This is a genomic window from Streptomyces sp. DS1-CR2, from assembly GCF_055760475.1.
In genome coordinates this window covers 7,971,809-7,997,142 of sequence record NZ_CM147085.1, presented here as the reverse complement: position 1 = coordinate 7,997,142, position 25,334 = coordinate 7,971,809, and the positions used below count along the sequence as shown (strand labels likewise).

At 70.5% G+C, this 25,334-nt stretch carries 22 protein-coding genes and 1 pseudogene; 10 read left to right on the top strand and 13 right to left on the bottom strand.

The window, feature by feature from the left end:
* Positions 1 to 31: 31 nt before the first annotated feature.
* A complete protein-coding gene (locus tag ACY0PA_RS37335) occupies positions 32 to 766 on the bottom strand; it encodes a (2Fe-2S)-binding protein (protein ID WP_473081816.1) in 735 nt (244 codons plus the stop codon).
* A gap of 221 nt (positions 767 to 987) precedes the next feature.
* On the opposite strand from ACY0PA_RS37335, the gene ACY0PA_RS37330 reads away from it, so the two are divergent.
* Positions 988 to 2,025: a DMT family transporter gene (locus ACY0PA_RS37330; protein WP_473081815.1), complete on the top strand. Its 1,038-nt coding sequence runs from the start codon at positions 988 to 990 to the stop codon at positions 2,023 to 2,025.
* Here ACY0PA_RS37330 and ACY0PA_RS37325 read toward each other — a convergent pair.
* Both ACY0PA_RS37325 and ACY0PA_RS37320 read right to left on the bottom strand, forming a co-directional pair.
* The gene (locus ACY0PA_RS37325; RefSeq protein WP_473081814.1) at positions 2,015 to 3,217 is read right to left on the bottom strand and encodes a transglycosylase family protein; all 1,203 of its coding nucleotides are present in this window, start codon (positions 3,215 to 3,217) and stop codon (positions 2,015 to 2,017) included. The two genes, ACY0PA_RS37330 and ACY0PA_RS37325, sit on opposite strands and share 11 nt — an antisense overlap.
* A gap of 131 nt (positions 3,218 to 3,348) precedes the next feature.
* Positions 3,349 to 4,320 (bottom strand): acetylxylan esterase, encoded by a 972-nt coding sequence (locus ACY0PA_RS37320; protein WP_473081813.1) that lies wholly within the window; start codon positions 4,318 to 4,320, stop codon positions 3,349 to 3,351.
* A 164-nt stretch (positions 4,321 to 4,484) separates the two neighbouring features.
* On the opposite strand from ACY0PA_RS37320, the gene gndA reads away from it, so the two are divergent.
* Positions 4,485 to 5,924 (top strand): NADP-dependent phosphogluconate dehydrogenase, encoded by a 1,440-nt coding sequence (gene gndA, locus ACY0PA_RS37315; RefSeq protein ID WP_473081812.1) that lies wholly within the window; start codon positions 4,485 to 4,487, stop codon positions 5,922 to 5,924.
* 339 nt (positions 5,925 to 6,263) lie between these two features.
* On the opposite strand, the gene ACY0PA_RS37310 is transcribed toward gndA, so the two are convergent.
* The 7 genes from ACY0PA_RS37310 to ACY0PA_RS37280 form a co-directional block, all read right to left on the bottom strand.
* Positions 6,264 to 6,722, bottom strand: a complete 459-nt coding sequence (locus ACY0PA_RS37310) for a nitroreductase family deazaflavin-dependent oxidoreductase (protein ID WP_473081811.1) — start codon at positions 6,720 to 6,722, stop codon at positions 6,264 to 6,266.
* Between the two features lie 48 nt (positions 6,723 to 6,770).
* A complete protein-coding gene (locus tag ACY0PA_RS37305) occupies positions 6,771 to 7,421 on the bottom strand; it encodes an aspartate/glutamate racemase family protein (protein WP_473081810.1) in 651 nt (216 codons plus the stop codon).
* 4 nt (positions 7,422 to 7,425) lie between these two features.
* Entirely contained in the window at positions 7,426 to 7,782 is a 357-nt protein-coding gene (locus ACY0PA_RS37300) for a GNAT family N-acetyltransferase (RefSeq protein WP_473081809.1), read from the bottom strand.
* Positions 7,783 to 7,814: 32 nt separating this feature from the next.
* On the bottom strand, positions 7,815 to 8,243 hold the full coding sequence (panD, locus tag ACY0PA_RS37295) for an aspartate 1-decarboxylase (protein ID WP_116506146.1): 429 nt from the start codon (positions 8,241 to 8,243) through the stop codon (positions 7,815 to 7,817).
* A 202-nt stretch (positions 8,244 to 8,445) separates the two neighbouring features.
* Positions 8,446 to 9,669, bottom strand: a complete 1,224-nt coding sequence (locus ACY0PA_RS37290) for a cytochrome P450 (RefSeq protein ID WP_473081808.1) — start codon at positions 9,667 to 9,669, stop codon at positions 8,446 to 8,448.
* A 36-nt stretch (positions 9,670 to 9,705) separates the two neighbouring features.
* A complete protein-coding gene (locus tag ACY0PA_RS37285) occupies positions 9,706 to 9,879 on the bottom strand; it encodes a hypothetical protein (protein WP_473081807.1) in 174 nt (57 codons plus the stop codon).
* A gap of 276 nt (positions 9,880 to 10,155) precedes the next feature.
* The gene (locus ACY0PA_RS37280) at positions 10,156 to 11,121 is read right to left on the bottom strand and encodes an antibiotic biosynthesis monooxygenase (protein ID WP_473081806.1); all 966 of its coding nucleotides are present in this window, start codon (positions 11,119 to 11,121) and stop codon (positions 10,156 to 10,158) included.
* Positions 11,122 to 11,239: 118 nt separating this feature from the next.
* On the opposite strand from ACY0PA_RS37280, the gene ACY0PA_RS37275 reads away from it, so the two are divergent.
* Positions 11,240 to 12,103: an FAD binding domain-containing protein gene (locus tag ACY0PA_RS37275; protein WP_473081805.1), complete on the top strand. Its 864-nt coding sequence runs from the start codon at positions 11,240 to 11,242 to the stop codon at positions 12,101 to 12,103.
* Positions 12,100 to 14,817, top strand: coding sequence for a molybdopterin-dependent oxidoreductase (locus tag ACY0PA_RS37270; RefSeq protein WP_473081804.1), 2,718 nt, complete (start codon positions 12,100 to 12,102; stop codon positions 14,815 to 14,817). Before ACY0PA_RS37275 ends, ACY0PA_RS37270 begins: the two co-directional genes overlap by 4 nt.
* Positions 14,818 to 14,906: 89 nt before the next feature.
* Here the strand turns inward: ACY0PA_RS37270 and ACY0PA_RS37265 are convergent, their stop codons facing one another.
* On the bottom strand, positions 14,907 to 16,184 hold the full coding sequence (locus tag ACY0PA_RS37265) for an MFS transporter (RefSeq protein ID WP_473086549.1): 1,278 nt from the start codon (positions 16,182 to 16,184) through the stop codon (positions 14,907 to 14,909).
* A 342-nt stretch (positions 16,185 to 16,526) separates the two neighbouring features.
* On the opposite strand from ACY0PA_RS37265, the gene ACY0PA_RS37260 reads away from it, so the two are divergent.
* Positions 16,527 to 17,105: a dihydrofolate reductase family protein gene (locus tag ACY0PA_RS37260; RefSeq protein WP_473081803.1), complete on the top strand. Its 579-nt coding sequence runs from the start codon at positions 16,527 to 16,529 to the stop codon at positions 17,103 to 17,105.
* Between the two features lie 139 nt (positions 17,106 to 17,244).
* Positions 17,245 to 18,693, top strand: a complete 1,449-nt coding sequence (gene argG / locus ACY0PA_RS37255; protein ID WP_473081802.1) for an argininosuccinate synthase — start codon at positions 17,245 to 17,247, stop codon at positions 18,691 to 18,693.
* A gap of 77 nt (positions 18,694 to 18,770) precedes the next feature.
* Here argG and ACY0PA_RS37250 read toward each other — a convergent pair whose 3' ends face one another.
* Positions 18,771 to 20,648, bottom strand: a complete 1,878-nt coding sequence (locus tag ACY0PA_RS37250) for an ABC transporter ATP-binding protein (protein ID WP_473086548.1) — start codon at positions 20,646 to 20,648, stop codon at positions 18,771 to 18,773.
* 143 nt (positions 20,649 to 20,791) lie between these two features.
* Here ACY0PA_RS37250 and ACY0PA_RS37245 point away from each other — a divergent pair, with 143 nt between their 5' ends.
* Entirely contained in the window at positions 20,792 to 21,556 is a 765-nt protein-coding gene (locus ACY0PA_RS37245) for a crotonase/enoyl-CoA hydratase family protein (RefSeq protein WP_473081801.1), read from the top strand.
* 326 nt (positions 21,557 to 21,882) lie between these two features.
* Here ACY0PA_RS37245 and ACY0PA_RS37240 read toward each other — a convergent pair whose 3' ends face one another.
* Positions 21,883 to 22,803, bottom strand: coding sequence for a GNAT family N-acetyltransferase (locus ACY0PA_RS37240; protein ID WP_473081800.1), 921 nt, complete (start codon positions 22,801 to 22,803; stop codon positions 21,883 to 21,885).
* Positions 22,804 to 23,034: 231 nt separating this feature from the next.
* Between ACY0PA_RS37240 and ACY0PA_RS37235 the strand changes: the two are divergent.
* From ACY0PA_RS37235 to ACY0PA_RS37225, 3 genes and pseudogenes are all read left to right on the top strand, one after another.
* A pseudogene (locus ACY0PA_RS37235) lies at positions 23,035 to 23,430 on the top strand (hypothetical protein); the annotation flags it as partial.
* An 82-nt stretch (positions 23,431 to 23,512) separates the two neighbouring features.
* Positions 23,513 to 24,451 (top strand): alpha/beta hydrolase, encoded by a 939-nt coding sequence (locus ACY0PA_RS37230; RefSeq protein WP_473081799.1) that lies wholly within the window; start codon positions 23,513 to 23,515, stop codon positions 24,449 to 24,451.
* A 10-nt stretch (positions 24,452 to 24,461) separates the two neighbouring features.
* Positions 24,462 to 25,187 carry a helix-turn-helix transcriptional regulator gene (locus ACY0PA_RS37225; protein ID WP_473081798.1) on the top strand — a complete coding sequence of 242 codons (726 nt, stop codon included), beginning with the start codon at positions 24,462 to 24,464 and terminating at the stop codon, positions 25,185 to 25,187.
* Positions 25,188 to 25,334: the final 147 nt, after the last annotated feature.

Here is a 25,334-nt window from a genome sequence, read left to right as displayed (position 1 = left end):
ACCCCTCCCTTCAGGGAGGGGAGCGTCAAGGTCACCCAGAAGCGGCCGGTGGGGAAGAGTGCTGCGGCGGCCGCTCGAAGCAGCAGTCGCCGCAGAGGCCGCCGCCGGGGGCACGGTAGATGAGGCAGCAGCTCGTGCGGCGGAAGGCCGTGCCGGTGCGGGTGCCGGTCGCGGCGAGGCGGGGGTCCGCGAAGAGTTCCGTGGTCAGGAGGCGGGCGCGGGCGGCGACGTCGGGGCGCCCGGCGCGGCGCGCCCAGCGGCTGATCTCGCGGGCGGCGCCGGCGAGCGCGGACCCGGCGTTGCCGCGCAGCAGCGGGGCCGAGACGCGGTAGCGGGCGCGCAGGGCGGCCGACAGCGGTTCCAGGTGGCGGTCCAGCACGAGCTCCGCGATGTGCGCGCTGTCGGCGGGGAGCTGCCCCGTACCGGCGAGGAACAGGTCGTCGGGCGCACTGGCGTCGGGGTCCCAGTGCAGCAGCACGGGGTCGAGGTCGGGGACGCGCCCGAAGAGGGCCGCGCTGCCGAGCGCCACCGACCAAAGGCGCGCAGCGAGTCCGAGTTGGGCGACGGACACGGCGACGCGCGGTTCGGACACGGAGAGTGCCCGCGCGACTTTCTCGACGCGGTACGCGAGGGGGAAGCGACCGGGTGCGTCGCCCTGATACACACCCTCCAGCGCCGATAGATCACTCTCCCTCCCCTTCGCGTCACGCAGAGCGAAGAATCCGCCGAGGGAACCGAGTTCGCGCAGGTCGATGTGGGCTGTCACGGCCTCAGTACAGCAAGTAGGCGTCCGCAGGTCACGGGTGGGGTGCACTCCGTGTCCCCCACCGGGTGGAGGCCCGGGGGCGGGTCGTACTCCATCGGCAGTAGGACCCAATGCGTGCTCAGGTACGACGACGCGAGCGCCCGAAAGAGAGATCGTAGAGATATGGAAACCGACCGTTCGCCGCACCACGGGATGCGCCGCCGCACAGTGAGGAGCGGCCGATGAGTGCACTCACGCTGGCAGTGCTGCTCTCCCTCGTCTCCGCGGTGGCGTACGCGGGCGGCGCGATCCTCCAAGAGCGGGTCGCGGTCTCCACGCCCCAGCACACCTACGCGCCGCTGCGCCGCCCGGTGTGGTGGTGCGCGGTCGCGCTCAACGGTCTGGGAGCACTCCTGCACGTGGCGGCCCTGGCGTACGGGCCGCTCAGCCTCGTGCAGCCCCTCGGCGCGCTGACGATCGTGTTCGCGCTGCCGATGTCGGCGCTCTTCGTGCACCGCAAGGCCGGGGCCACCGCCTGGCGTGGCGCGATCATGGCCGCGGTGGGTCTCGCCGGTCTGCTCTCCCTCACGGGGTCGGCGTCCGAGCAGTCCCTCGAAGGCACGGAGCGGCTGATGGTCGCCCTCGTGACGGCCGGTACGATCCTCGCCCTGATGACCCTCGCGCACGCAGTGCACCGCCACCCCGCGGTGCGCAGCGTCCTGCTCGCGGGCGCGGCCGGCGTCGCGTTCGGCATCGCGTCCGTGTTCACGAAGTCCGTGGCGGTGGAGTGGACGGAGGACGGGACGTTCGTCCAGTTCTCGAGCTTCCTGGTGATAGCGGCGCTCGCCACGTCCGGCCTGCTCCTGTCCCAGGCGTCGTACCGCGGCGCGGGCCTCGCGGCTCCGCTCGCCACCGTGACCGTCGTGAACCCGGTGGTCGCGGCGGCGGTCGGTCTCACCCTGTTCGGCGAAACGTTCCGATACGGCACGACGGGCACCGCCCTCGCCCTCGCGTGCGGTGTCGTCGCCGCGGGCGGCCTGATCCTGCTGACGACAGAGCGGATCACCGGGTCGCGCAAGGCGGCCGCAGAGTCGGTCGCCGCAGCGATGCCCGCCCAGTCGTCCACGACCAAGTCGCCGCGCGCGCTCACCGACGGCGAGCCGCTGGTGCGGCGCGTCGGGCCGCCCGCGCGGGATGCCGATGCGCATGGCCGCACCAAGGGCAAGGGCCGCCGCTACGACGCGTGGTACAGCCCCCGCGACGAGCGCATCAAATCCTGACGCCGTGCGCCCGCAGATACGCCAGCGGGTCGACGTCCGAACCGAAGCCGGGCCCCGTCCGCACCTCGAAGTGCAGATGCGGGCCCGTGCTGTTGCCTGTGGAACCGGAGCGCGCGATGCGCTGACCGGCCACGACCCGCTGTCCCGCCTTCACGCTGAGCGCCGAGAGATGGCCGTACTGGCTGTACTTGCCGTCGGCGTGCCGGATCACGACCTCGTAGCCGTACGAGCCGCCCCAGCCCGCGGAGACGACATGGCCGGAGGCGATGGCCTTGACGGTCGTACCGGTGGACACGGCGAAGTCGACGCCCGTGTGGTAGCCCTTCGACCAGGAGGAACCCGCCGCGCGGTACGGGGTGCTGAGGCTCGCTGAGACGGGAGCGGTGACGTCGTGCGACGGGGCGGGCTTCTCGGTCCGGGGCCGGGTGGCGGTGGCTGTGCCGGTCTTCTTGGCGGGGGCCGCCGTCTCCCGTTTCTGGTCGCTCTTGTCGTGCCTCTGGGCCTGCCGTTCGCGCTTCTGTGGGGCGGCCGGGTCGCGCGGCTTTGCCGACGGGTGGTGCAGGGCGAGCCGCTGTCCCGGCAGGATGAGGTCGGGGTCCGAGCCTATGGTGCGGCGGTTCGCCTCGTACAACTTCCGCCATCCGCCCGGCACTTCGCGGGCGTCGGCGATGCCGGAGAGGGTATCGCCGCCGACCACCGTGTACATCTGGGCCGTGCCCGCCGTCGACTGGGGCGTGACCTCGGGCTTGACGTCCTTGACGGTGCGCTGGGGCTTCTGCCGGACGGTTTCGGTGTGCGGTCCCGGAGCATCGCCGCCGCGGGTGAGGCCCGCGCGGGCCGAGCAGACCGGCCAGGCGCCGGGGCCCTGCCCGTCGAGGACCTTCTCGGCGACGGCGATCTGCTGGCCCTTGGTGGCGCGGTCGGCACGCGCGGCGTAGGCGGTGCCGCCGTAGGCATCCCAGGTGGACTGCGTGAACTGGAGCCCGCCGAAGTAGCCGTTGCCGGAGTTGATGCTCCAGTTGCCGCTCGACTCGCAGGCCGCGACCTTGTTCCAGGTGTTCGCGTCGGCAGCGTGCGCCACGCCCGCGCCGATGAGAGGGATCGCCATACCCGCGCTGCCCGCGGTGACGGTGAGCGACGCCCGGTTGATCCGGTTCGGCTGATACCGGCGATGCCGACCGCGTACGGCCATGGAAGCCCCCTCAGACACACGTCAGAAGCGGCAAGTTAGCCGCTCCGGCACACTCGTGACAAGACCCGCACAGGGGTGACACGAGCAGTCAAGAGGGACCAAGAGGGCTTCTCCCAGGCGTAGTTCGCGCATCAGCCCCGCAACCGCGCAGGCAGCCAGTCGAGTTGGGCGGCCTGGTGGAAGGGCCCGCCGCCCTCGTGGTCGTTGAAGGTGTACACCTCGATCGTCTTGTCCTGCCCGGCATAGGAGTTGAACGCCGCGAAGACCGTGGAGGGCGGGCAGGTCTGGTCCTCGAGCGCCACCGAGAAGAGGGCGGGCGCGGTGCCGCGAGCCGCGAAGTGCACGCCGTCGAAGTACGACAGCGTGCGGAAGACCTGCTCGTCGGCGCCGATGTGCGCCTTCAGATACAGGGCTATCTCGCGGTACGGGTGGCGTTCGGTGAGGGTGGCCGCGCGGGGGAACTGGCACAGGAACGGCACGTCGGGCGCGATGGCGACGAGGTCGGGCACCAGGCCGCCGACCGCGATCGTGATGCCGCCGCCCTGGCTGCCCCCGAGCGCGGCGACGCGCGACGCGTCGACGAGGGGGTGCGAACGTGCCGCCTCGACCGCGCGCACGGCGTCGGTGAAGACGCGCCGGTAGAAGTACTCGTGCGGGTCCTCGATGCCGCGCGTCATGAAGCCGGAGTGCGCGGGTCCGCTGCCGACCGGGTCGGGGGTGTCGCCCACCCTGCCGCCGGAGCCCTGGCCGCGCGTGTCCATGACGAAGTGCGCGAAGCCGGCCGCGGCCCACATCAGGTTCGTGTGGGGCAGGCCGCGCCCACCTCCGTAGCCGATGTACTCGACGACGGCGGGCAGCGGCCCGGTCGTCCCCGCCGGCAGGACGAGCCAGCCCTTGACCGGATGCCCGCCGAACCCGGCGTACGTAACATCGAATACGTCGACCGCGGACAGCGGCACGTCGACCGGGACGAAGCGTGCGTCGAGGTCGTGCTCGCGCGCCTCGGCCAGGGTCTTTTCCCAGAACGCGTCGAAGTCCTCGGGCCGGGTCAACGTCGGCCGGTAGGCCCGAAGTTCGTCGAGCGGCAGATCGAAGTGAGGCACGGGCGGCTCCTTATTCGTAGAGGATTCCGTATGCGTAGAGAGTTCCGTAGAGCCCTCCGCAGCGAGTCCTGAGGGCTCGTCGAGAGCGTCGCAGCGTCACGGTACGCCTCACCGCGCTACAAATGAACAAGAACGATCACCTCCCTACTTCAGGAGCGACAGGCATGAGCAAGTCAGCCCAGATCGGTGTCACGGGGCTCGCTGTCATGGGACGCAACCTCGCGCGGAACTTCGCCAGGAACGGCTACACGGTCGCCCTGCACAACCGCACCGCGTCCCGCACGCACGACCTCGTGGCGGAGTTCGGCGGCGAGGGCGAGTTCGTCCCCACCGAGACCGCGGAGGAGTTCGTGGCCGCGCTGGAGAGGCCGCGCCGCCTGGTGATCATGGTCAAGGCCGGTGACCCCACGGACGCGGTGATCCAGGAGTTCGCGCCCCTCCTGGAGCCCGGCGACATGATCGTCGACGGCGGCAACGCGCACTTCGCGGACACCCGCCGCCGCGAGCGTGAACTGCGCGAGCGCGGCATCCACTTCGTCGGCACGGGCGTCTCCGGCGGCGAGGAGGGCGCCCTGAACGGGCCGAGCATCATGCCGGGCGGGAGCCAGGAGTCGTACGCGGCGCTCGGCCCGATGCTGGAGAAGATTTCCGCGAAGGCCAAGGACGGCTCCCCGTGCGTGACGCACGTCGGCCCGGACGGCGCCGGCCACTTCGTGAAGATGGTCCACAACGGCATCGAGTACGCCGACATGCAGCTCATCGGCGAGGCCTACCAGCTCCTGCGCGACGTGGCGGGCTACTCCCCCGCGCAGATCGCCGACATCTTCCGCAAGTGGAACACCGGCCGGCTCGACTCGTATCTGATCGAGATCACGGCCGAGGTCCTGTCGCACGTGGACGCGGCGACGGGCAAGCCCTTCGTGGACGTCGTCGTCGACGAGGCGGAGCAGAAGGGCACGGGGCGCTGGACCGTGCAGATCGCGCTCGACCTGGGCGTCCCGGTGTCGGGCATCGCCGAGGCCGTCTTCGCGCGCTCGCTGTCCGGCCACGCGGACCTGCGCGCGGCCTCGAAGGACCTGGCGGGCCCGACGCCGACCGCGCTGAGCGAGCCGGAGGCCGCGGCGTTCGCCGACCGGGTCGAGCAGGCCCTGTACGCGTCGAAGATCGTGTCGTACACGCAGGGCTTCCACGAGATCACGGCGGGCAGCGAGGCGTACGACTGGGACATCGACCTGGGCGCCGTCGCCTCGATCTGGCGCGGCGGCTGCATCATCCGGGCCGCCTTCCTCGACCGGATCACCGCCGCGTACGACGCCCGGCCCGACCTGCCGAGCCTCCTCGCGGACAAGACGTTCGCGCAGGAGATCGGCGCGGCGCAGGACGACTGGCGTGCCGTCCTGGTCGCCGCGACGGTCGAGGGTGTCCCGGCGCCCGGCTTCGCGGCCGCGCTCGCGTACTACGACGCGCTGCGCGCCGACCGCCTCCCGGCCGCGCTCACGCAGGGCCAGCGGGACTTCTTCGGCGCCCACACATACCGCCGCACGGACCGCGAGGGCGCGTTCCACACGCTGTGGGGCGGCGACCGGACCGAGGTGTCGGCGTAGGGCCTTGCCACTACATGGGTGACGGCTCCGGCTCGGGCGGCGCCGGCTCCGGGTCGGGGTTCGGCGGGCCCGGGGACGGCGGTGGCGGCGGGGGCTGCGGCGTGGGTCCCGGGCGGGGCGACGGAGGCGCAGGGATCGGGGAGGGGAACGGCCCCGGATCGGGAACGTCGGGCCCCGGTGTCGGCGGGGTGACGGGATCGGGGATGGGATGCGTCATCGATTCCTCCAGGAAGGGTCGGAGGCCGGCCGCGCTCCGGCGGGGCGCGGGCCGGTCCCTGCCACTGTCTCCCGACACGCGTGCCCACGCCCGCCGGGCCCACACACCACCCCCGTCGGCACTCAGCCCTTGATACGGGTGAGGCGTACGACGGGAATGTCCCGCTCGGTCTTCTTCTGGTAGTCCGCGTACGGGGCGAAGATCTCCACGAGATGGGGCCACACCCTGGCCTTTTCCTCCGGGGAGAGGGTCTCGGCGCGGGCGGCGAACCGCTCGGTCTCGACGCGCAGCCGCACGTCCGGGTTGGCCTCCAGGTTCAGGTACCACTCGGGGTGCTGGTCGGCGCCGCCCTTCGAGGCGACGATCAGGTAGTCGTCGCCGTCGCGGTCGTAGATCAGCACCGTGCGGCGCCACTTACCGGAGTGACGCCCCTGGTAGTCGAGCAGCAGACAGGGCGCGCTCATCGGGCCGGGGATCGTCGTGCCCTCGGTGCCGCCGGACTCCTCGTAGAGGCGAGCCTGCTCGGCGACCCAGCCCGTGGGGCTGATCACGACGTCGGTACCGGTCTCGTCCTGGGCCATCTGACTCTCCTCGTTCAGCTCAAGCCGGTCGCATTCGGTTCAACGCGTTCAACTCGGCTCAGCGTAGGCCGCGTTGCCCGCCGCCGCGCGCAGGCCGGGGCGGGGGCTGGAGAGGACGGGGACCGTCGTGTTGGTCCGGTCGGCCGCGGGCGCCATGGAGGCCTGGGCGAGCACGACGACGTCGACATCGGTGAGGGCGTCCACGGCGGCGGCCACGAGGTCCCGGTACCCGTCCCGGTCACCGGCCTCGAAGCGCTCCCAGGCCCCTGCCACCAGCACGGTGCGTACGTCGACGGGGCGGCCTGTGCGGGCGGCCTCCTCCTCGACGAGGGCGACGGTCGGGTCGAGGGTGCTCTCCAGGGCGGCGACCACGGCGACGGCCCGCCCGGCTTCGACCGCGGCGGCGGCCATCGGCCGGTCCACGCGCAGGACGGGGACGCCGACGGCTGCGGACTGGGCCTCGGCGACGCCGCCGATGGTCGAGCAGGTGCAGAGCACGGCGCTTGCCCCGTCGGCCACGGCGGTGTCGAGCAGCGCGCGCACATCGTCGGCGACGGCGTCGGGCCCGGCGGCCCTGGCCCGTTCGAGCAGGCTCTCGTCCACGAGGTGACGCAGGGCGAGACCGGGGTGGTCGGTGTCGCGCAGGGCGTCGAAGACGGGGACGTGGACCGGGGAGGTGTGCAGGAGTGCGAGGTTCACGCGGTCACCACTTGGTCGGGTCGTCGGCGAGAGCGCGCTGCGCGGCGTCCATCAGCTCGGGCGGGGCGACGGGGGCCTCTCCCGGGTGTCGCGCGGCCCACTGCACGACGAACGGGCACAGAGGCGCGACGGCGATGCTCTCGCGGGCGGCGATGGCGTACAGCTCGCGGGCCATCGATCCTCCGATGCCCCGGCCCTCGTACTGGTGCTCCACAATGGTGTGCACGGGCACGAGAGCCCTCTCGGGCGCGTCGAGGACGAAGTACTGGATGTACCCGAAGACAGCACCTTCGGGCTCTCCCGCCGCACTGGCCACTAGGAGGCCCTTGTCCCGTTCGTCGCGGATCTCGATGTCGCTCATGGGGGGGTCTCCTCGCGTCTGCGGCGGGACGGTCAGCCGCTGGTGGCCGCCACCGCCTGAGGGCTGCGTTCCGTGTCCCCGCCGGGAACCGGCTCGGACGGGTCGGCGCCCAGGGCCACGATCCGGTTCTCCCGGTCCACGTGCACGACCTGGGGCCGCAGGGCACGCGCCTCGGCGTCGTCGACCTGAGCGTAACTGATGATGATCACGAGGTCCCCGGGATGCACGAGGTGGGCCGCGGCCCCGTTGATCCCGATGACGCCGCTCCCCCGCTCCCCCTCGATGACGTACGTCTCCAGGCGGGCGCCGTTGTCGATGTCGACGATGTGGACCAGCTCGCCGGGCAGCAGATCGGCGGCGTCGAGGAGATCACGGTCGATGGTGACGGACCCGACGTAATGCAGGTCGGCCTGGGTGACGGTGGCGCGGTGGATCTTGGACTTGAACATGGTGCGCAGCATTCAGCACTCCCGAAATTCGCTCCCTGCCTGCTCTTTGCAGGTCAAGGGCCTGCTGCACTTTACACCGGCACGCGTCGGACTCGAAGATTGTCTGGACGCTCATTCCGGCCCAGGCGATCGGTCACAACTCGCCGTAGTGTTCGGCGCGTACGAGGGACGGGGTGACCGCCCGCTACGGCGCCGAGGCGTTGCCGCAGTGGCGTCAGGTGGTGAGGCCGTCGACCGCCACGGGAAGGTGGCGGGGGCCGCGCAGGACGGGGTTGACGCGGTAGGGCGGCGGGTCCGCCAGTAGCCGTGGGTTTCTGATCCGGCGGAAGAGCTCGGGCAGGGCGAGCTGCGCCTCCATCCGGGCCAGCGGGGCGCCGAAGCAGTAGTGAATGCCGGTGTAGAACCCGAGGTGCTGGTTGTCCACGCGGTCTGGATCGAACCGGTCGGGGTCCTCGAAGCGCTTCGGGTCGCGGTTGGCCGACGCCAGCAGCAGCCGGACCGGCGAACCCTTGGGGATGGTGGTGCCGGCGATTTCGATGTCGGCCAGGGCGGTGGTGAACGGTATGAGCTGGACCGGCGGCTCGTATCGCAGCACCTCCTCAATGAGCGGAACGATCAGGTCTGGTTCCGTCCGGAACCGTTCGAGGACGTCGGGGTGGCGCAGCAGCGTGAGCGTCGCGTTGCTGATCAGGTTGACGGTTGTCTCATGGCCTGCGATCAGGAGCAGTATCGAGGTGGCCACCAGCTCCGTGGTCGACATGCTGCCGCCGGGGCCCGTTTCACGGGCGAGGGGGCCGAGGATCCCGCTGCCCTGGTGGTGGCGCTTGGTGTCGATCAGGTCGGACAAGTAGGCGCCCAGCTCGCTGCGTGCCTTGTGTGCCTTTTCCAGGCCGCTTTCCCCACCGCTGGGATCGAGCCCCGACGCCACGGTGTCGGCCCAGCCGTGGAAGCGCGTTTCGTCCTCGCGCGGCACGCCCAGAACCTTGCAGATGGCCGTGACGGGAAGGGGGTAGGCGAAGTCGTCGACGACGTCGATCTCGTCCTTGCCTTCGAGCCCGTCGACCAGGTCGGCGACGACCCCGGCCAGCTCTCCGCGCATGTCGTGGAGGAACCTGGGACTGTGCGGCGGTCCGAACGGCCGCATCGCCGCACTGCGCAGCCGGTCGTGTCCGGGCGGGTCCTGCATCAGGAAGCTGGGCGGCAGATTGGGGTCCTCCTCGGACATGTCGGGGCCGCCGGTGCCGGGAGTGCGGTTGCGCGGGTCGTTGCTGAGCCGCGGATCGTTGGCCAGGCTCCGCACCTCGTAATAGGTGCTGACCAGGTACGATCCGTCGTCCTGACGGGTGACCGGCGACTCGCGCAGTGCGGCGTAGAGCGGGTACGGATCGGCGCGATTCGCATAGTCGGTGATCTGCGCGAACATGGTGCCCAGAGTCATGGCGCCTCCTGAGGGGCCGACGGTCGGGGGCGATGGTCAGGCGCGCGCCGCGACGGACTGGACACGCTGCTCGATCGGCGAATGGCCGGTCAGGGTGACGGTCAGCGACAGGAACTGGTACCCGGACGATGGATGAGGGCTGCGGGCGACGTCGCCGGCGGCATGGATGTCGTCGGCGACGTCGAAACAAATGGCCGCAGCCAGTTTCACCTGCTCACGTCGCGCCTCGTCGAAGCGGCAGCCCCTGTGGGTTCGGTTCAGTCGAATGGCTGGTAGGCCACGTCTCCAGGATCAGCTCGGCGGGAGGGCCTCGCAACGCGAGAACCGTGCAGTGGCGGCCGTCCGGACGTCCGTCCCGACCCGGGTCCGAAGAGGGCAACGGCAGTGGCGTCAGACGTAGTCCTTGCGCTGCACGACGTCCTTGCGCTGCGCGACGTCCATGCGCTGCGCGACGCCCACGGTCAGCGGTCGGCCGTCTTTACCGGGTCACCCCGTCGTCAGGGCGAAGATGAGGATGGTCAACGCCCAGCACAGGGCCACGAGCGCAGCGCCGGCCACGTCGACCCGTATGGTGCGGGTCCGGCCGGGGCGGAGCCAGAAGGCCAGGACGCGGTTCACCAGGGGCATGAGCAGCCAGCTCAGAATGCTGACGCTCAGCACGTTGCCGAAGAACAGGCCGAGGTATCCGGGGACGCCCAGGACGTCGAATTCATGACCCACGGTCAGATTCAGGACCATGACGGTGGGATAGAGCGCCAGCACGACGGTCATGGCCTGTTTCCAGTTGGGCGGGACCTGCTCCTCCTCGCCCGAGCCGAACCTGAACCAGCCGCCGAACGCGGTCCCCACCTTGCGGACCTCGTAGGACGCGAAGTACTCCTGCCCTTCCTCGAGGAGGTGCTCCCTGCTGCTGGAGTCCAGCCAGGCATCGAGATGTTCACGCGTGTCATAACGGAAAGCGACCACCCAGTGGTCCTGGATTCCCTCGACGGGCTTGAAGAATTCCGTTCCCATGAAGCCCGGATATTTCTCCTGCTCCCTCAGAACCTTTTCCTGCCAGCGCTCGAATTCCTGCTCCCTGCCCGCCCGTACGTCGTGCGAGATGACGGCCGTGACCCCCTCCTCCCGGTCGGGCTCCTCGATATGGCCACCGGCGAGGACTTCCTGGGTCGGGGTGCCGTCCAGCAAGGCGCTGCCTTCGGCGAGCAACTCGCGGCGGGTGGCGGAGTCCAGCCACGCCGTGAGCTGGTCCGTCCCGGCGAAACGGAACACGACAACCCATTCGTGATCCTCGCCGGATCCGGGGGGGTAGGTCTCCGTGGCCTCGAATCCGTCGAAGTCCCGGACGGCCCGGTTCACCTTCCCCTGCCAGCGGTCGTACTCCTCGTCGAGTCCTTCCCGCACCTTCTGGGAGGTCACCACGGTCGCACTGCCGCTTGCACGGATACTCATACGGCGTAGTCTAGTTCACAGGGAATTCCGACGACATTTGAATTTTCACGATGCTCGGGGAATACACGATGCTCGGGGGGTATCCAGCGCACGATGATCGCGCGAGAGATCAGTCTCCATGGACCTCAACACCATCACGGAAGTCGTCCGGCGCCCGCTCGATCGCCCCGGCGCCGACTGGCGCGAGGGTGACGCGTGGCTCGCGGGCGGTACGTGGCTGTTCTCCGAGGAGCAGCCGAGCCTGCGCCGCCTGGTCGACCTGACGGCGCTGCACTGGGATCCTCTCGTCCCGGGCAGCGCGGGGCTCGAAATCGGCGCTACGTGCACCATTCGCGATCTGCATTCCACTGCTCTTCCGGAGTCCTTTTCCCCTCCGGGTACTCTTACTTTTCCGGGCGACTGGATCGCGGGCGCTCTTTTCGCGCAAAGCTGCGACGCCTTCCTGTCCTCGTTCAAGGTATGGAATTCGGCGACCGTCGGCGGCAATATCTGTCTGTCCCTGCCCGCTGGACCCATGATCACTTTGACGGTCGCCCTGGAGGCCCGGTACGAGCTGTGGGCTCCCGACGGGTCCACCCGCACCGTCGACGCCCTCGACTTCGTCACCGGAAATCACCAGAACATTCTCGGACCCGGGGAAATCCTGCGGCGCATCCGCATTCCGGCCCACGCTCTGAGGAAACGCACCGCGCACCGTCGCTTCTCGCTGACCCGTCTCGGCCGTTCCACGGTCTTCCTCGTCGGCACTCAAACACCGGGCACGAGCGACCTGTTGCTCACCGTCACCGCCGGGACCACACGCCCTGTACGCATTGCTTTTGACGCCATGCCCGATGCCTCGACTCTGCGGCAGAGCATCGACGCCATCCCCGCCGGCCTCTGGTTCGCGGATCCCAATGGGACCCCCGATCACCGCCGCCATCTGACGAACTACTTCGCCGAAGAGATTCGTCGCGAACTATCGGCCGGTGACCTGCCATGACGTACATCGTGAACGGCACGAATGTCGACGAGGAGCCGGGGCCCGGCCAGTGCCTGCGGACTTTCCTGCGGTCGCTCGGGCACCACGGCGTCAAGAAGGGGTGCGACGCGGGCGACTGTGGAGCGTGCACGGTGTGGCTCGACGGCGATCCGGTGCACAGCTGCATCACCCCCGCGTTCCGCGCGGAGGGCCGTGAGGTGACCACGATCGAAGGGCTCGGATCTCCCGGTCAACTGCACTCGATGCAGAGGCAGTTCCGTGATGCGCCGGGCTTCCAGTGCGGCTTCTGCACCGCAGGGATGATCATGACATCGGCGACCTTCACCGAGGCCCAGAAGGCGGACCTGCCGCGCGCCCTGAAGGGCAACCTCTGCCGCTGCACCGGCTATCGGGCGATCGAGGACGCCGTGAAGGGCGTCGTCGGCGTCGAGACCGCCGCGCCGGGAAAAGCCGTCGGGACGAGCGTCGGCGCCCCGGCGGGCGACGAAGTGGTGACCGGGCGCGCCGAGTTCACGATGGACACCGACGTCGAAGGCCTGCTCCACCTCAAGGTGCTCCACTCCCCGCACGCGCACGCCCGGATCGTGTCGGTCGACAAGACCGCCGCGCTCGCGGTGCCGGGCGTGCATCGCGTCTACACCTGGGAGGACGTGCCGCGCAGGCGGTTCTCCACGGCGATCCACACCGATCACCTCGTCGATCCGGACGACACGTACATCCTCGACGACACGGTCCGCTTCGTCGGCCAGCGCGTCGCCGCGGTCGTGGCCGACACGGTCGGCGCGGCGGAGGAGGGCTGCCGAAGGGTCGAGGTGGAGTACGAGGAGCTGCCGGCGGTGTTCGATCCTGAGGCCGCGATGGCCGAAGGGGCTCCCCAACTGCACCGTACGGACGACCTGTTCGCCCGCGATGCCGTCCACAACATCCTGCTGGAGATCCATGCGCACATAGGCGATGTCGACGCGGGGTTCGCCGAGGCGGATGTGATCCATGAAGGAACGTACTCGTCCCCCCGGGTGCAGCACGCGCATCTCGAGACCCACGGATCCATCGCGTGGGTCGAGAACGGCCGGCTGAACGTGCGGACCAGTTCGCAGTCGCCGTCGGTCGCGAAGGTCAAGCTCGCGCATCTCTTCGCGCTGCGCCCGGACCAGCTCCGCGTGTTCTGCAAGCGGGTCGGTGGCGGCTTCGGCGGCAAGCAGGAGGTCATCTCGGAGGATCTGGCCGCGCTCGCGGCCCTGGACACCGGGCGGCCCGTCTGCTTCGAGTACACCCGCGAGGAGGAGTTCACGACGGCCTCGCCGCGGCACCCGATGACGCTGACGGTCAGGCTCGGCGCGAAAGCGGACGGCACGCTGACGGCACTTCAGGTCCGCAATGTGTCGAACACTGGCGCCTATGGCAATCACGGCGGCGAGACCCTGTACGCGGGCGGCGCGGCCGTCATGATCTACCGCTGCCGCAACAAGAAGTACGACGGGTTCTCCGTCTACACGAACACCGTGCCGAGCGGGGCGCTGCGCGGCTACGGGATGACACAGCCGGCGTACGCCGTGGAATCCGCGATGGACGAACTGTCCCGCGCCCTGCACCTCGACCCGCTCGAACTGCGACGCCGCAACATCGTGCGGCCGGGCGATCCGCTCGTCGCCCTGCACGACGGCCCCGACGACGTGATGTTCAACGAGAACGGGCTCGGCAAGTGCATCGATCTCGTGGGTCACGCCATGGCCCGTGCGGTCAACGAGCCGCCGCCCGGGCCCGGTTGGCTCGTGGGGTCCGGGGTAGCGAGTTCCCTGCACGAGACCGCGCCCCCGACCGAGCATCTCTCCGAGGCCTGGGTCACGCTCGGCGACGACCTCGTGTACGAACTGGCCGTCGGTACCGTCGAGTTCGGCGAGGGCACGTCGACCGCGCACGTCCAGATCGCGGCCAACCAGCTGGGTACGACGCCCTCACGCATTCGCCTGGTGCAGTCGGACACGGACCGTACGGGATTCGACACCGGCGCCTTCGCGAGCGCGGGCCTCTTCGTGGCGGGCAACGCCGTACTCCGGGCGGCGAATGCCGTGCGCGACCGCATCCTCGAATTCGCCGCCGCGCACACGGGGGTCCACGTGGTCATGTGTTCGCTGGGCGACGGGGAAGTCGTCTGCGGGGACCAGCACGTGCCGCTGGCCGACCTCGTCGCGCTGGCCCGGGCACGCGGAATCCGGTTCACCGCCGCACGCAAGGCCTACGGCTCGCCGCGAAGCGTCGTGTCCAACACGCACGGATTCAAGATCGCGGTGCACCAGGTGACGGGCGAGATCCGCATCCTCTACAGCGTTCACGCCACGGACGCGGCCGTCGTCATCAACCCCGCGCAGGTCCGGGGTCAGGTGGAAGGCGGGGTCGCCCAGGGGATCGGCTTCACACTGACCGAGAACTACCAGGTCGACGCGGGCGGAGCCATGGCCAACCCGAACCTGCGCAACTACCGCATCCCCACCTACGCCGATGTCCCCCGCACCGAACTGCTTCTGGTGAAGTCGGCGGACTCCTTCGGGCCCATGGGGTCGAAGGGGATGGCGGAATGCTGCATCAACCCGGTGGCCCCCGCGCTGGCGAACGCGCTCCACGACGCCACCGGCGTCCGCTGTCGCGCACTGCCCCTGACGCCGGAGCGCATCTACAGCAGGCTCAAGGAAAACCGGACGATACGGACGGCCTGAACCCTGCCCGCATCCAGGAATCGGGGTGGCGCCCCGCCCGCAACCAGGAATCGGGCCGGCGCCCCGCCCATGGAAACCTGGCGGCAGCATCAGTCCCTCAGAACCCGGCGGGCCGGAAGCGTCCGTCCCAGGCGGGCCAGCGGGGACAGCGCCATCAGCAACGGGGACACCATCATCCCTGCCGCCGTCACCGCGAGGCTGAGGCGCAGCCCCCACTCGTCCGCGAGGAAGCCGCCGAGCAGGGAGCCGAGCGGGGTCAGGCCCATGCCGACGAACGTGATGGTCGCTGCCACGCGGCCCTGCATTCCGTCCGGGGTGAGGGCCTGCCGGACGCCCATCACCGTGACGTTCACCAGTTGGCCGAAGGTCCCGAACACGAGGCTGACCGCGACGAGGGCGAGAACCGTTCCCGCGGAGGAGCCGTGCAGCGCGGGCACGAACAGGAACGCGCCGTCGCCGAGGGCCGCCGCGGACACGAGCACCACGCCGTGCCCGAACCGGCCCGGCAGGCGCGCGGCCAGCAGCGAGCCGAGGAGCGCGCCCGGCCCCGTGGCCGCGAGCGCAAGGCCGGTCTCGGCGCCGGACAGATGCAGTTCCCGTGGCAGAAAGAGCAGGTAGCCGGTCATCGTGGCCGCCAGCGAGAACTGGAAGGCGGCCGAGGCGAGGCACACGGCCCGCAGCGAGGTGTCGCCGACTACGAAGCGGAGGCCCTCCAGGATCCGCCGCCAGACCCGTGGAGGACGCTGCGAGGGCTGCTGCGTGGGCTGTTGCGTGGGCTGTTGCGTCGGCTCCGGGAACGACTCGCTGCGGCGGATCCGCCGGATCGACAGGAACGACAGTGCGAAGAACAGCGCGCCGGAGGCGGCAGCGATCGGTGCTGCCAGGACTGAGACCAGCGCCCCGCCGAGTGCGGGGCCGGCGATCTGGGCGGCGGAGCGGCTGCCCTCCAGTGCACTGTTGCCCGGCACCAGCTGATCGCGTTGCACCAGCCGTACGAGAGACGTCTGGTAGGCCACGTCGAAGAACACGGAGAGGGCGCCGACGGCGAAGGCGGCCACGAGCAGCGCGGGCAGGCCCAGCGCGCCGAAGAGCCCTGCCACGGCGGTCGCCCCCAGGGCCAGCGCCCGGCCCGCGTCCGCCAGCACCATCACCGTGCGCGTCCGCCACCTGTCCACCCACGCGCCGGCCAGAAGCGAGAGCAACAGGACCGGTGCCTGCCCCACCGCGCGCAGGACGCCCAGCTCACCGGCATCGGCGCCGAGCGTCAGGACGGCGCAGAGCGGCAGAACGACCAGAGTTGTGTGTTCGCCGAGTTGGGAGACCGTCTGGCCCACCCAGAGTCGGCGGAAGTCGCGGTCGCGCCACAGGCTTGGGGAAGCAGGCCGGCCGGAAGCGGATCCGGCGGAGGAAGCAGAGGAAGCAGAGGAAGCAGAGGTTTCGGAGGGATCCGCGGAATCAGACGAAGCAGAGGACGCGGAGGGCACAGGGTTCCCTTGCGGTGCAGACGACGAGGCCCGCCACCGGGCGCGCAGAAGGCGCACCGGCGGTTCAGGCGGGAGAGAGCTCGCTGTGCCACGCGACAAGGGCAGCACGCGATGACGGGCCGATCACGGCCTGCAGCGTCAAAGCGTGCGCGTACGACCGGGCATTCCTCACTCCTCTTGGGTTGCTCGCCGCCCCGACACTAGCCCGTACCGAAGGAGACCGACATGGGAAAAATCGTGATCAGCGAGAACGTCTCGCTCGACGGGGTCGTCCAGGACCCGACCGGCGATGAGGGCTTTCGGCGTGGAGGCTGGTTCGACCGGATGGCGGACAAGGACCGGCTGGAGTGGACCAAGGTCGAGTTCGATGAAGCACTCGGCACCGAGGCCCTGCTCCTCGGCCGGCGCAGCTACGAGTGGTTCGCGGCCCGGTGGACGTCCCGCACCGGCGCGTGGGCGGAGCGGCTGAACACCCTGCCCAAGTACGTCGTGTCCTCAACCCTCGTCGACCCCGAGTGGAACAACTCGACGGTTCTCGACGGCGAGGTGGTGGCCGAGGTCTCGAAGCTGAAGCAGGAGCTGGACGGGGACATCGTCGTCTATGCCAGCCGCCGGCTCGTGCGCACGCTGCTGGCGCACGGCCTGGCCGACGAGCTGCGGCTGATCGTCCACCCGGTCGTGCTCGGGGCCGGCGAGCGCCTCTTCGGCGAGACCGGCGACGAACTGTCCCTGCGCCTCCTCGACACTCACACCGTCGGCGACGGCCTCGCGGCGCTCACCTACGGGATCGTCCGGGACGCCTAGGGATACGTGGTCTGAACCCGGGTCGCCCGCGGTGCGCCGCACCTCCTCCGCGGTCACGATGAAGGAGCCGTCACAGAAGGTGGCGTCACAAAGGGGCACCCCCTTTGCATAATCATTCTTTGGGATGCATACTCTTCCTATGTCTAAGGTTCTCACCTCCCTTCCCGCCGGCGAGCGCGTCGGCATCGCCTTCTCCGGCGGCCTCGACACCTCCGTCGCGGTCGCGTGGATGCGCGACAAGGGTGCCGTCCCGTGCACCTACACCGCCGACATCGGCCAGTACGACGAGCCCGACATCGCGTCGGTGCCCGGCCGCGCCAAGGCCTACGGTGCCGAGATCGCGCGCCTGGTCGACTGCCGTGCGGCGCTGGTGGAGGAGGGCCTGGCCGCGCTCGCGTGCGGCGCGTTCCACATCCGCTCGGGCGGCCGCGCCTACTTCAACACGACGCCGCTGGGCCGCGCCGTCACCGGCACGCTGCTGGTGCGGGCGATGCTCGAGGACAACGTCCAGATCTGGGGCGACGGCTCGACGTTCAAGGGCAACGACATCGAGCGGTTCTACCGTTACGGCCTGCTGGCCAACCCGCACCTGCGCATCTACAAGCCCTGGCTCGACGCCGACTTCGTGACGGAGCTGGGCGGCCGCAAGGAGATGTCGGAGTGGCTGGTCGCCCATGACCTGCCGTACCGCGACAGCACCGAGAAGGCCTACTCGACCGACGCCAACATCTGGGGCGCCACCCACGAGGCGAAGACGCTGGAGCACCTCGACACCGGTGTGGAGACCGTCCAGCCGATCATGGGCGTGCGGTTCTGGGACCCGTCCGTGGAGATCGCCGCCGAGGACGTGACGATCGGCTTCGAGCAGGGCCGCCCGGTGACGATCAACGGCAAGGCGTTCGCCTCCGCGGTCGACCTGGTGATGGAGGCGAACGCGGTCGGCGGCCGCCACGGCATGGGCATGTCGGACCAGATCGAGAACCGGATCATCGAGGCGAAGAGCCGCGGCATCTACGAGGCCCCGGGCATGGCGCTGCTGCACGCCGCGTACGAGCGTCTCGTGAACGCGATCCACAACGAGGACACCCTCGCCCAGTACCACAACGAGGGCCGGCGTCTCGGGCGGCTGATGTACGAGGGCCGCTGGCTGGACCCGCAGGCGCTGATGGTCCGCGAGTCGCTGCAGCGCTGGGTCGGCTCGGCGGTCACCGGCGAGGTGACGCTGCGGCTGCGGCGCGGTGAGGACTACTCGATCCTCAACACCACGGGCCCGGCGTTCAGCTACCACCCGGACAAGCTGTCGATGGAGCGTACCGAGGACTCGGCGTTCGGCCCGGTGGACCGGATCGGCCAGCTCACCATGCGCAACCTCGACATCGCCGACTCGCGCGCCCGGCTCGAGCAGTACGCGGGCCTCGGCATCGTCGGCACGACGCACCCCGAGCTGATCGGCGCCGCGCAGGCGGCGGCGACCGGCCTGATCGGCGCGATGCCGGAGGGCGGCGCCGAGGTCATCGCCTCCCGCGGTGAGGTCTCCGAGGAGGACGAGCTCCTCGACCGCGCCGCGATGGAGTCCGGCACCGACTAGCCCCGACGGGCAGGACGTCGACGAGGAGGAGGGGGTGGCCGCTGCGGCCACCCCCTCCTCCTCGCTCGTTTTCACAGCTACGCGGCTTCCACCACGTCCGTCGGGTTCGCGAACTGTGTGCGGTACAGCTCCGCGTACCGGCCGTCCTCGGCGAGGAGCGTCTCGTGGGTGCCGCGCTCCACGATGTGGCCGTCCTCGACCACCAGGATCTGGTCGGCGGACCTGATCGTGGACAGGCGGTGGGCGATCACGACGGCGGTACGGCCTTCGAGTGCCTCCGCGAGCGCTTCCTGGACGGCCGCCTCGGACGTGTTGTCCAGGTGGGCGGTCGCCTCGTCGAGGATGACGACGCGCTGCCGGGCGAGGAGGAGCCGGGCGATCGTCATGCGCTGGCGTTCGCCGCCGGAGAGGCGGTAGCCGCGCTCGCCGACGACGGTGTCGAGGCCGTCGGGCAGGGAGTGGACCAGGTTCTCCAGGCGGGAACGGCGCAGCACGTCCCAGAGGTCGTCCTCGCTCGCTTCGGGCCTGGCCAGCAGGAGGTTGGCGCGGACGGAGTCGTGGAAGAGGTGGCCGTCCTGGGTGACCATGCCGAGGGTCTCGCGCAGGGATACGGCGGTCAGATCGCGGACGTCGACCCCTCCGATGCGTACGACGCCCTCGTCTGTGTCGTAGAGGCGGGGCATGAGCTGGGCGACGGTCGACTTGCCCGCGCCGGAGGTTCCGACGAGGGCGACGGTCTGGCCGGGTTCGGCGCGGAACGAGATGCCGTGCAGGACCTCGGCGCCCCCGCGGGTGTCGAGCGAGGCGACCTCTTCGAGGGAGGCGAGGGAGACCTTGTCGGCGGACGGGTAGCCGAAGCGGACGTCCTCGAACTCCACGGCGACCGGCCCCTCGGGCACCTCTCGGGCGTCCGGCTTCTCGTCGATCAGCGGCTTGAGGTCGAGCACCTCGAAGACGCGCTCGAAGCTGACGAGGGCGCTCATGACCTCGACGCGGGCGCCGGCCAGGGAGGTCAGCGGCGCGTAGAGACGGGTGAGGAGCAGGGCGAGGGAGACGACCGCGCCCGCGTCGAGGGTGCGCTCGATGGCGAAGTAGCCGCCCAGACCGTAGACGAGCGCGAGGGCGAGGGCCGAGACGAGGGTGAGCGCGGTGATGAACGCGGACTGTGCCATGGCCGTGCGGACGCCGATGTCCCGTACGCGGGCCGCGCGGGCGGCGAACTCGGCGGACTCGTCGCCGGGCCGGCCGAACAGCTTGATCAGCGTGGCGCCGGGCGCCGAGAACCGCTCGGTCATCCGAGTTCCCATGGCCGCGTTGTGCGCGGCCGCCTCGCGCTGGAGCCGTGCCATCCGCGCACCCATGCGCCGCGCGGGCACCACGAACACCGGCAGGAGGACGAGCGCGAGGAGCGTGATCTGCCAGGACAGCGTGAGCATGACGGCGAGGGTGAGGAGCAGGGTCACGACGTTGCCGACCACGCCGGAGAGCGTGTTGCTGAACGCTCTCTGCGCGCCGATCACATCATTGTTGAGTCGGCTGACGAGGGCGCCGGTGCGCGTACGCGTGAAGAAGGCGACCGGCATGCGCTGCACGTGGTCGAAGACGGCAGTGCGCAGGTCGAGGATCAGGCCCTCGCCGAGGTTGGACGAGAGCCAGCGGGCGAGGATGCCGAACCCCGCCTCCGCGAGGGCGATCACGGCGATGAGGAGGGCGAGGCGGATGACGGTGCCCTCGTCCTTGCCGGCGACGATGGTGTTGACGACGTGCCCCGCGAGGACGGGGGTCGCCACGGCGGTCAGCGCGGTGACCACGCTCAGGACGACGAACTGGGCGATCCGGCGCCGGTGCGGACGCGCGAAGGCGGCGATGCGGCGCAGGGTGGCGGGGGCGAAGGGTCGGGTGTCCTGCTGGGCGTTCATGACGCTGTGCAGCTGCGTCCACGCCGTGGTCTCCATGCTCATGAAGTAGACGGTAAGACCTAAAGCAAGCTTGAGGTCAACGGGATGCCTCAATTCGAGGTGGATGGGCCTCTGGGAGGGGCACGGCCGACGTGCCACGCTGAACATCCACTCAGCGACGATCACTCAGGAGGGTTCGGATGCCGGTCCGCGTCGAGCGCCGAGGACATGTCACCACGGTCGTGCTGTCCCGCCCCGAGGTCCGCAACGCGGTCGACGGGCCCACGGCCGCCGAACTGGCCGCCGCCTTCAAGGAGTTCGACGCCGACGAATCCGCCCGCGTAGCGGTGCTCTGGGGTGAGGGGGGCACGTTCTGCGCGGGCGCCGATCTCAAGGCCATCGGTACGGAGCGCGGCAACCGGGTCGCCGAGGAGGGCGACGGGCCGATGGGTCCGACCCGGCTGCGGCTCTCCAAGCCGGTGATCGCCGCCGTGAGCGGGCACGCGGTGGCCGGCGGCCTCGAACTGGCGCTCTGGTGCGATCTGCGGGTCGCCGAGGAGGACGCCGTCTTCGGGGTGTTCTGCCGGCGCTGGGGCGTGCCCCTCATCGACGGCGGCACGGTGCGCCTGCCCCGGCTCATCGGCGAGAGCCGCGCGATGGACCTGATCCTCACGGGCCGCCCCGTGCCCGCCCCCGAGGCGTACGCGATGGGGCTCGCCAACCGGATCGTGCCGCCCGGCCGGGCGCGCGCCGAGGCGGAGGAGCTCGCGGAGCAGATCGCCGGCTTCCCGCAGGCCTGCATGCGCGGCGACCGCGCCTCCGTACTGGACCAGGCGGGACAGGGCGAGGAGGAGGCCATGGCGGGTGAACTGCGGTACGGGACGGCCGTGCTGGAGGAGAGCCTGAAGGGGGCCGCGCGGTTCGCGTCGGGGGCGGGGCGGCACGGGTCGTTCACCGACAGGTGACCCGGCGGAGCCGCACCCACCCCCGGCGGCTGATCAGGCGGAGGCGTGCAACGGCACCGTCGGCTGCTTCAGCCAGGTGCCGGTGGTGAAGTCACGCGCCTTGATGACGACCGAGCGGGGGCTCGCCTCGACCTGGAGGCCCTGGCTGAAGGCGCCGCCGAGTGAGTGTGCGACTGCCCCTGTGAGCAGGTGGTCGGTCGCCTCGAGCGTTACCGGTCGCGATGGCCTGACGACATACCGCAGCTGACCGAGCCCCTGAGGCTGGTCTAGCCCAGTTACCTCATTCGAGATAACCCCGCGGCCGATGTGCCTGCCTTCGTGCCCCTTCAGCCGAGTTCGAGGGTGGTGATACCGAAGACCCTTTCCTGGGCGAACGGCCGGACGGGGCCGGTGTACATGCGGGCCGTGGCGAACCCGGGAGTCAGGCCGTACGCCTCGGCGAGTGCCACGGCGGCGGGGTTGGATTCGGGCACGTCCACGGCGACCGGGGCCCGGCCGACCGTGGCGAGCAGGGCGTCGAACAGCGCGCGGGCGTCCTGCGGGGTGTCCGCGAACAGCGGGCCGACGCGAAAGGTCTCGCGGCCCGGGCGGATGACGCCGTAGCCGGTGACGCGGCCGTCGACGACGCGGGCGAGCGCGCGGTGCCCGTCGCCGGCGAGCCAGGAGGCGAGGAAGCGGGGCCGGTCCGCGGGGCAGCAGGCGCTGTCGTACAGGGCGATGGACTTGAGGCCGCCCGCCTCGGCGACGGGGATGACGGTGCCGGGTGCAAGGTCGCCTTCGGCCGGGCGCGGGGCCTGCGGTACACCCGCGTAACGGACGGTCGTGTGCGCCAACTCGAAGCCGGACTTGCGGTAGTTGTCCTGCTGGGCGGGGACGCCGTCGAGGCCGACCGTCCTGCTGCCCGCGTGGGCGAGGCCCGCCTTCCAGGTGGCGATGCCGTAGCCGCGGCCGCGCAGGTCGGGCCGTACGAGGTAGAAGCCGAGGAACGCGTAGTCGTCGCCGTAGTTGACAACGGAGATCGCGGAGACGGGCTCGCCGTCGACCCGGCCGATGAAGAAACCGTCGGGGTCCTGGGCGAAGAAGCTGCGGGCGTCGGCGAGGCCCGGGTTCCAGCCCTCTTCCGCCGCCCAGCCGCTGATGACGGCCCAGTCGTCGAGCGTGGCCCGGGTGATGTCGAGCCGCTCGGGCACCTCGGCGGTGCCGGCGGTCCGGTGGTTGCCAGAGGTGTGGGGTTCCGGTCGCGTCATCGTCGCCTCTCCGTTCCTGCGCGGCGCACCCCTGGCCCGCCGCCTTGATCCATGCCGGGCCCATCCTTCCCGATCACCTCCCTCCACCGCGACCACTGAGGCACGACGATCGGACACCTGACCGAACTGAGCCTCTCCACAAGAGAGTTGCGGCATGGGGGAGATCACGCCGCCGCTTCCTCGACGGGCTCGACCTGCTGGAACCCGGGACCGTGTGGCTGCCGGACTGGCATGCGGAGCTCGGGGTGGACGAGTTCAGGAACGGTTCGCCGGTGCCGCTGTACACTCGCCCACGACGGCACGGGCCTGAGCCTCTGGTTCCGGGCACTGAGCGCGGCACTCTCCGAAGTAACCGTGGACGACCGGGAGTTGGCGGTCAGGTTCCACGCCAGGACCGCCGACTTCCAGGACGTCGCCGTGCAGGCCTCGGTGACGTACCGGATCAGCGACCCCGCGCTCGCCGCCGCCCGGCGAGAGGCCGAGGAGAACGCGGCGGCGGACGCGGTACGCGCCGAGGCGGAGGCCGCGCGGGCGGTGCGACTGGCCGGCGGCGAGGCGGAGGCGGCGCGCTCGGTCGGCGAGGCGCGGGCGCATGCGCAGGAGGCATGGCTGCGGGTCCACTCGGAGCGGGTAGTACGACAGACTGTGACGCAGCTCACGGAGAAACGGTGACAGGGTGTTGTCGCGGACAGCTGCGACTGTCGACGGCATGACGATCACCGATGAGGACTGCCTCACCGAGACACTGGCATTCAACGAGCAATTCGAGGCTGCTGCCGCGAGCCGTCCCGCTCGCGGGGAAGCGCCGGACGCAACCGTGCTGGCGCTCCTGCGGCGTAACCGGCTCGGTAGTCACACGCCACCGGTGAGACTGTCGCACGGCCAAGACCGCGTCGTAGCAGGCGGGGTGAAGGTCCGGGCGTTCGTGCCCGACCACGTCGACGGCGTATACCTGCACATACACGGGGGTGGCTGGGCGTTTGGCTCTGCGGACGGGCAGGACGCGAAGTTGTGGCAGCTTGCCGTGCAGGCACGGCTGGCCGTAGTGAGCGTGGAGTACCGCCTGGCGCCGGAGCACCCGTTCCCCGCCGGACCCGACGACTGCGAAGCGGCCGCCCGGTGGCTGGTGAAGAACGCTGCAGCCGAGTTCGGCACTGGGCGGCTGCTGATCGGTGGCGAATCGGCCGGCGCCCACCTGAGTGTCCTGACACTGCTGCGCCTTCGCGACCGGCACGGCATCACCGGCGCTTTCCGGGCGGCCAACCTGCTCTTCGGTCCCTACGACCTGTCGATGACACCGAGCCAACGGTCGTTCGGCGCCAGGCGGCTGCTGAGCAATACCGACTCAGTGCGCGGCAGCTATGAGCTGTTCACACCCGGGATGGGGGCGGAGCAGCGCCGCGCCCCGGAGGTCTCGCCGCTCTTCGCCGACCTGACCGGCCTGCCGCCCGCCCGGATCGTCGTCGGCACCGAGGACCCGCTGCTGGACGACTCACTGTTTCTGGCCCAGCGATGGCCGGCGGCGGATACGCCCGTGCAGCTCGGCGTCGTCGCCGGCGCGATGCACGGCTTCACTCTGTTCCCGCTGACCATCACCGAGCGGGAACAGTCGCGTGAGCGGGAGTTCCTGGCCACGGCGGGACGGTAACGTCGGCCTGATGAACCGCACTGCCCGGCTCTATGCGCTGGTGGAAGAGTTGCGCGCGGCAGCGCCGCGGCCGCTGACAGTCGCGGCGCTCGCCGCACGGTTCGAGGTCAGCACGCGCACGGTGCAGCGCGACCTCCAGGCGCTGATGGAGTCCGGTGTCCCGGTGCGCACCACACCGGGACGCGGCGGGGGCTGGACGATCGACCCGGCGATGACGCTGCCCCCGATCCACTTCACCGCCGATGAAGCCTCGGCGTTGGCCGCCGCGCTGGCCGCGGCCGACGCCTCCGTCCCCTACGCCGGGGCGGCCCGCACGGCGTACCAGAAGATCGCGGCATCGATGACCGGTCCCGCCTCGGCGGCGGCCCGGGAACTGGCCGTACGGATCGTCGCGCTGCCGTCGCGGACCGACTCCGCGGTCCGCACCACAGTGGAACAGGCCCTCACTCACACCATGGTGCTGCGGCTGTCCTACATCGACGGAGCAGGAAACGAAAGCGACCGCGTAGTGGAACCGGCCGGACTGCTCACCGCCGGCGGCCGCTGGTACCTCATCGCCTGGTGCCGCACACGGCGGGCCGGCCGTGGCTTCCGGCTGGACCGGATCGCAGCAGCCGCCCCAACCGGTGAGCAAGCGCAGCCCCATGACCTGGCCGAACTCCTACTCGGCTCGACCGCCGCCGGTGCGGTGCAGCCCACCGCGCTGGCCTCACTCACACCCGGGCCTGACTCGTGAATTGCGCAGCAGAGTCCTCGTCGCCGACCAGTTCCGGGGGAGCTTGGTCGTCTCGTGAACCTCGGCTTCGCACACCTCCTCCGTCGGGCACCCCCCCCCAGGAGCAGAGGCGCAGTGATCACTGCCGCCCCAACTCCGGCCTCCCAG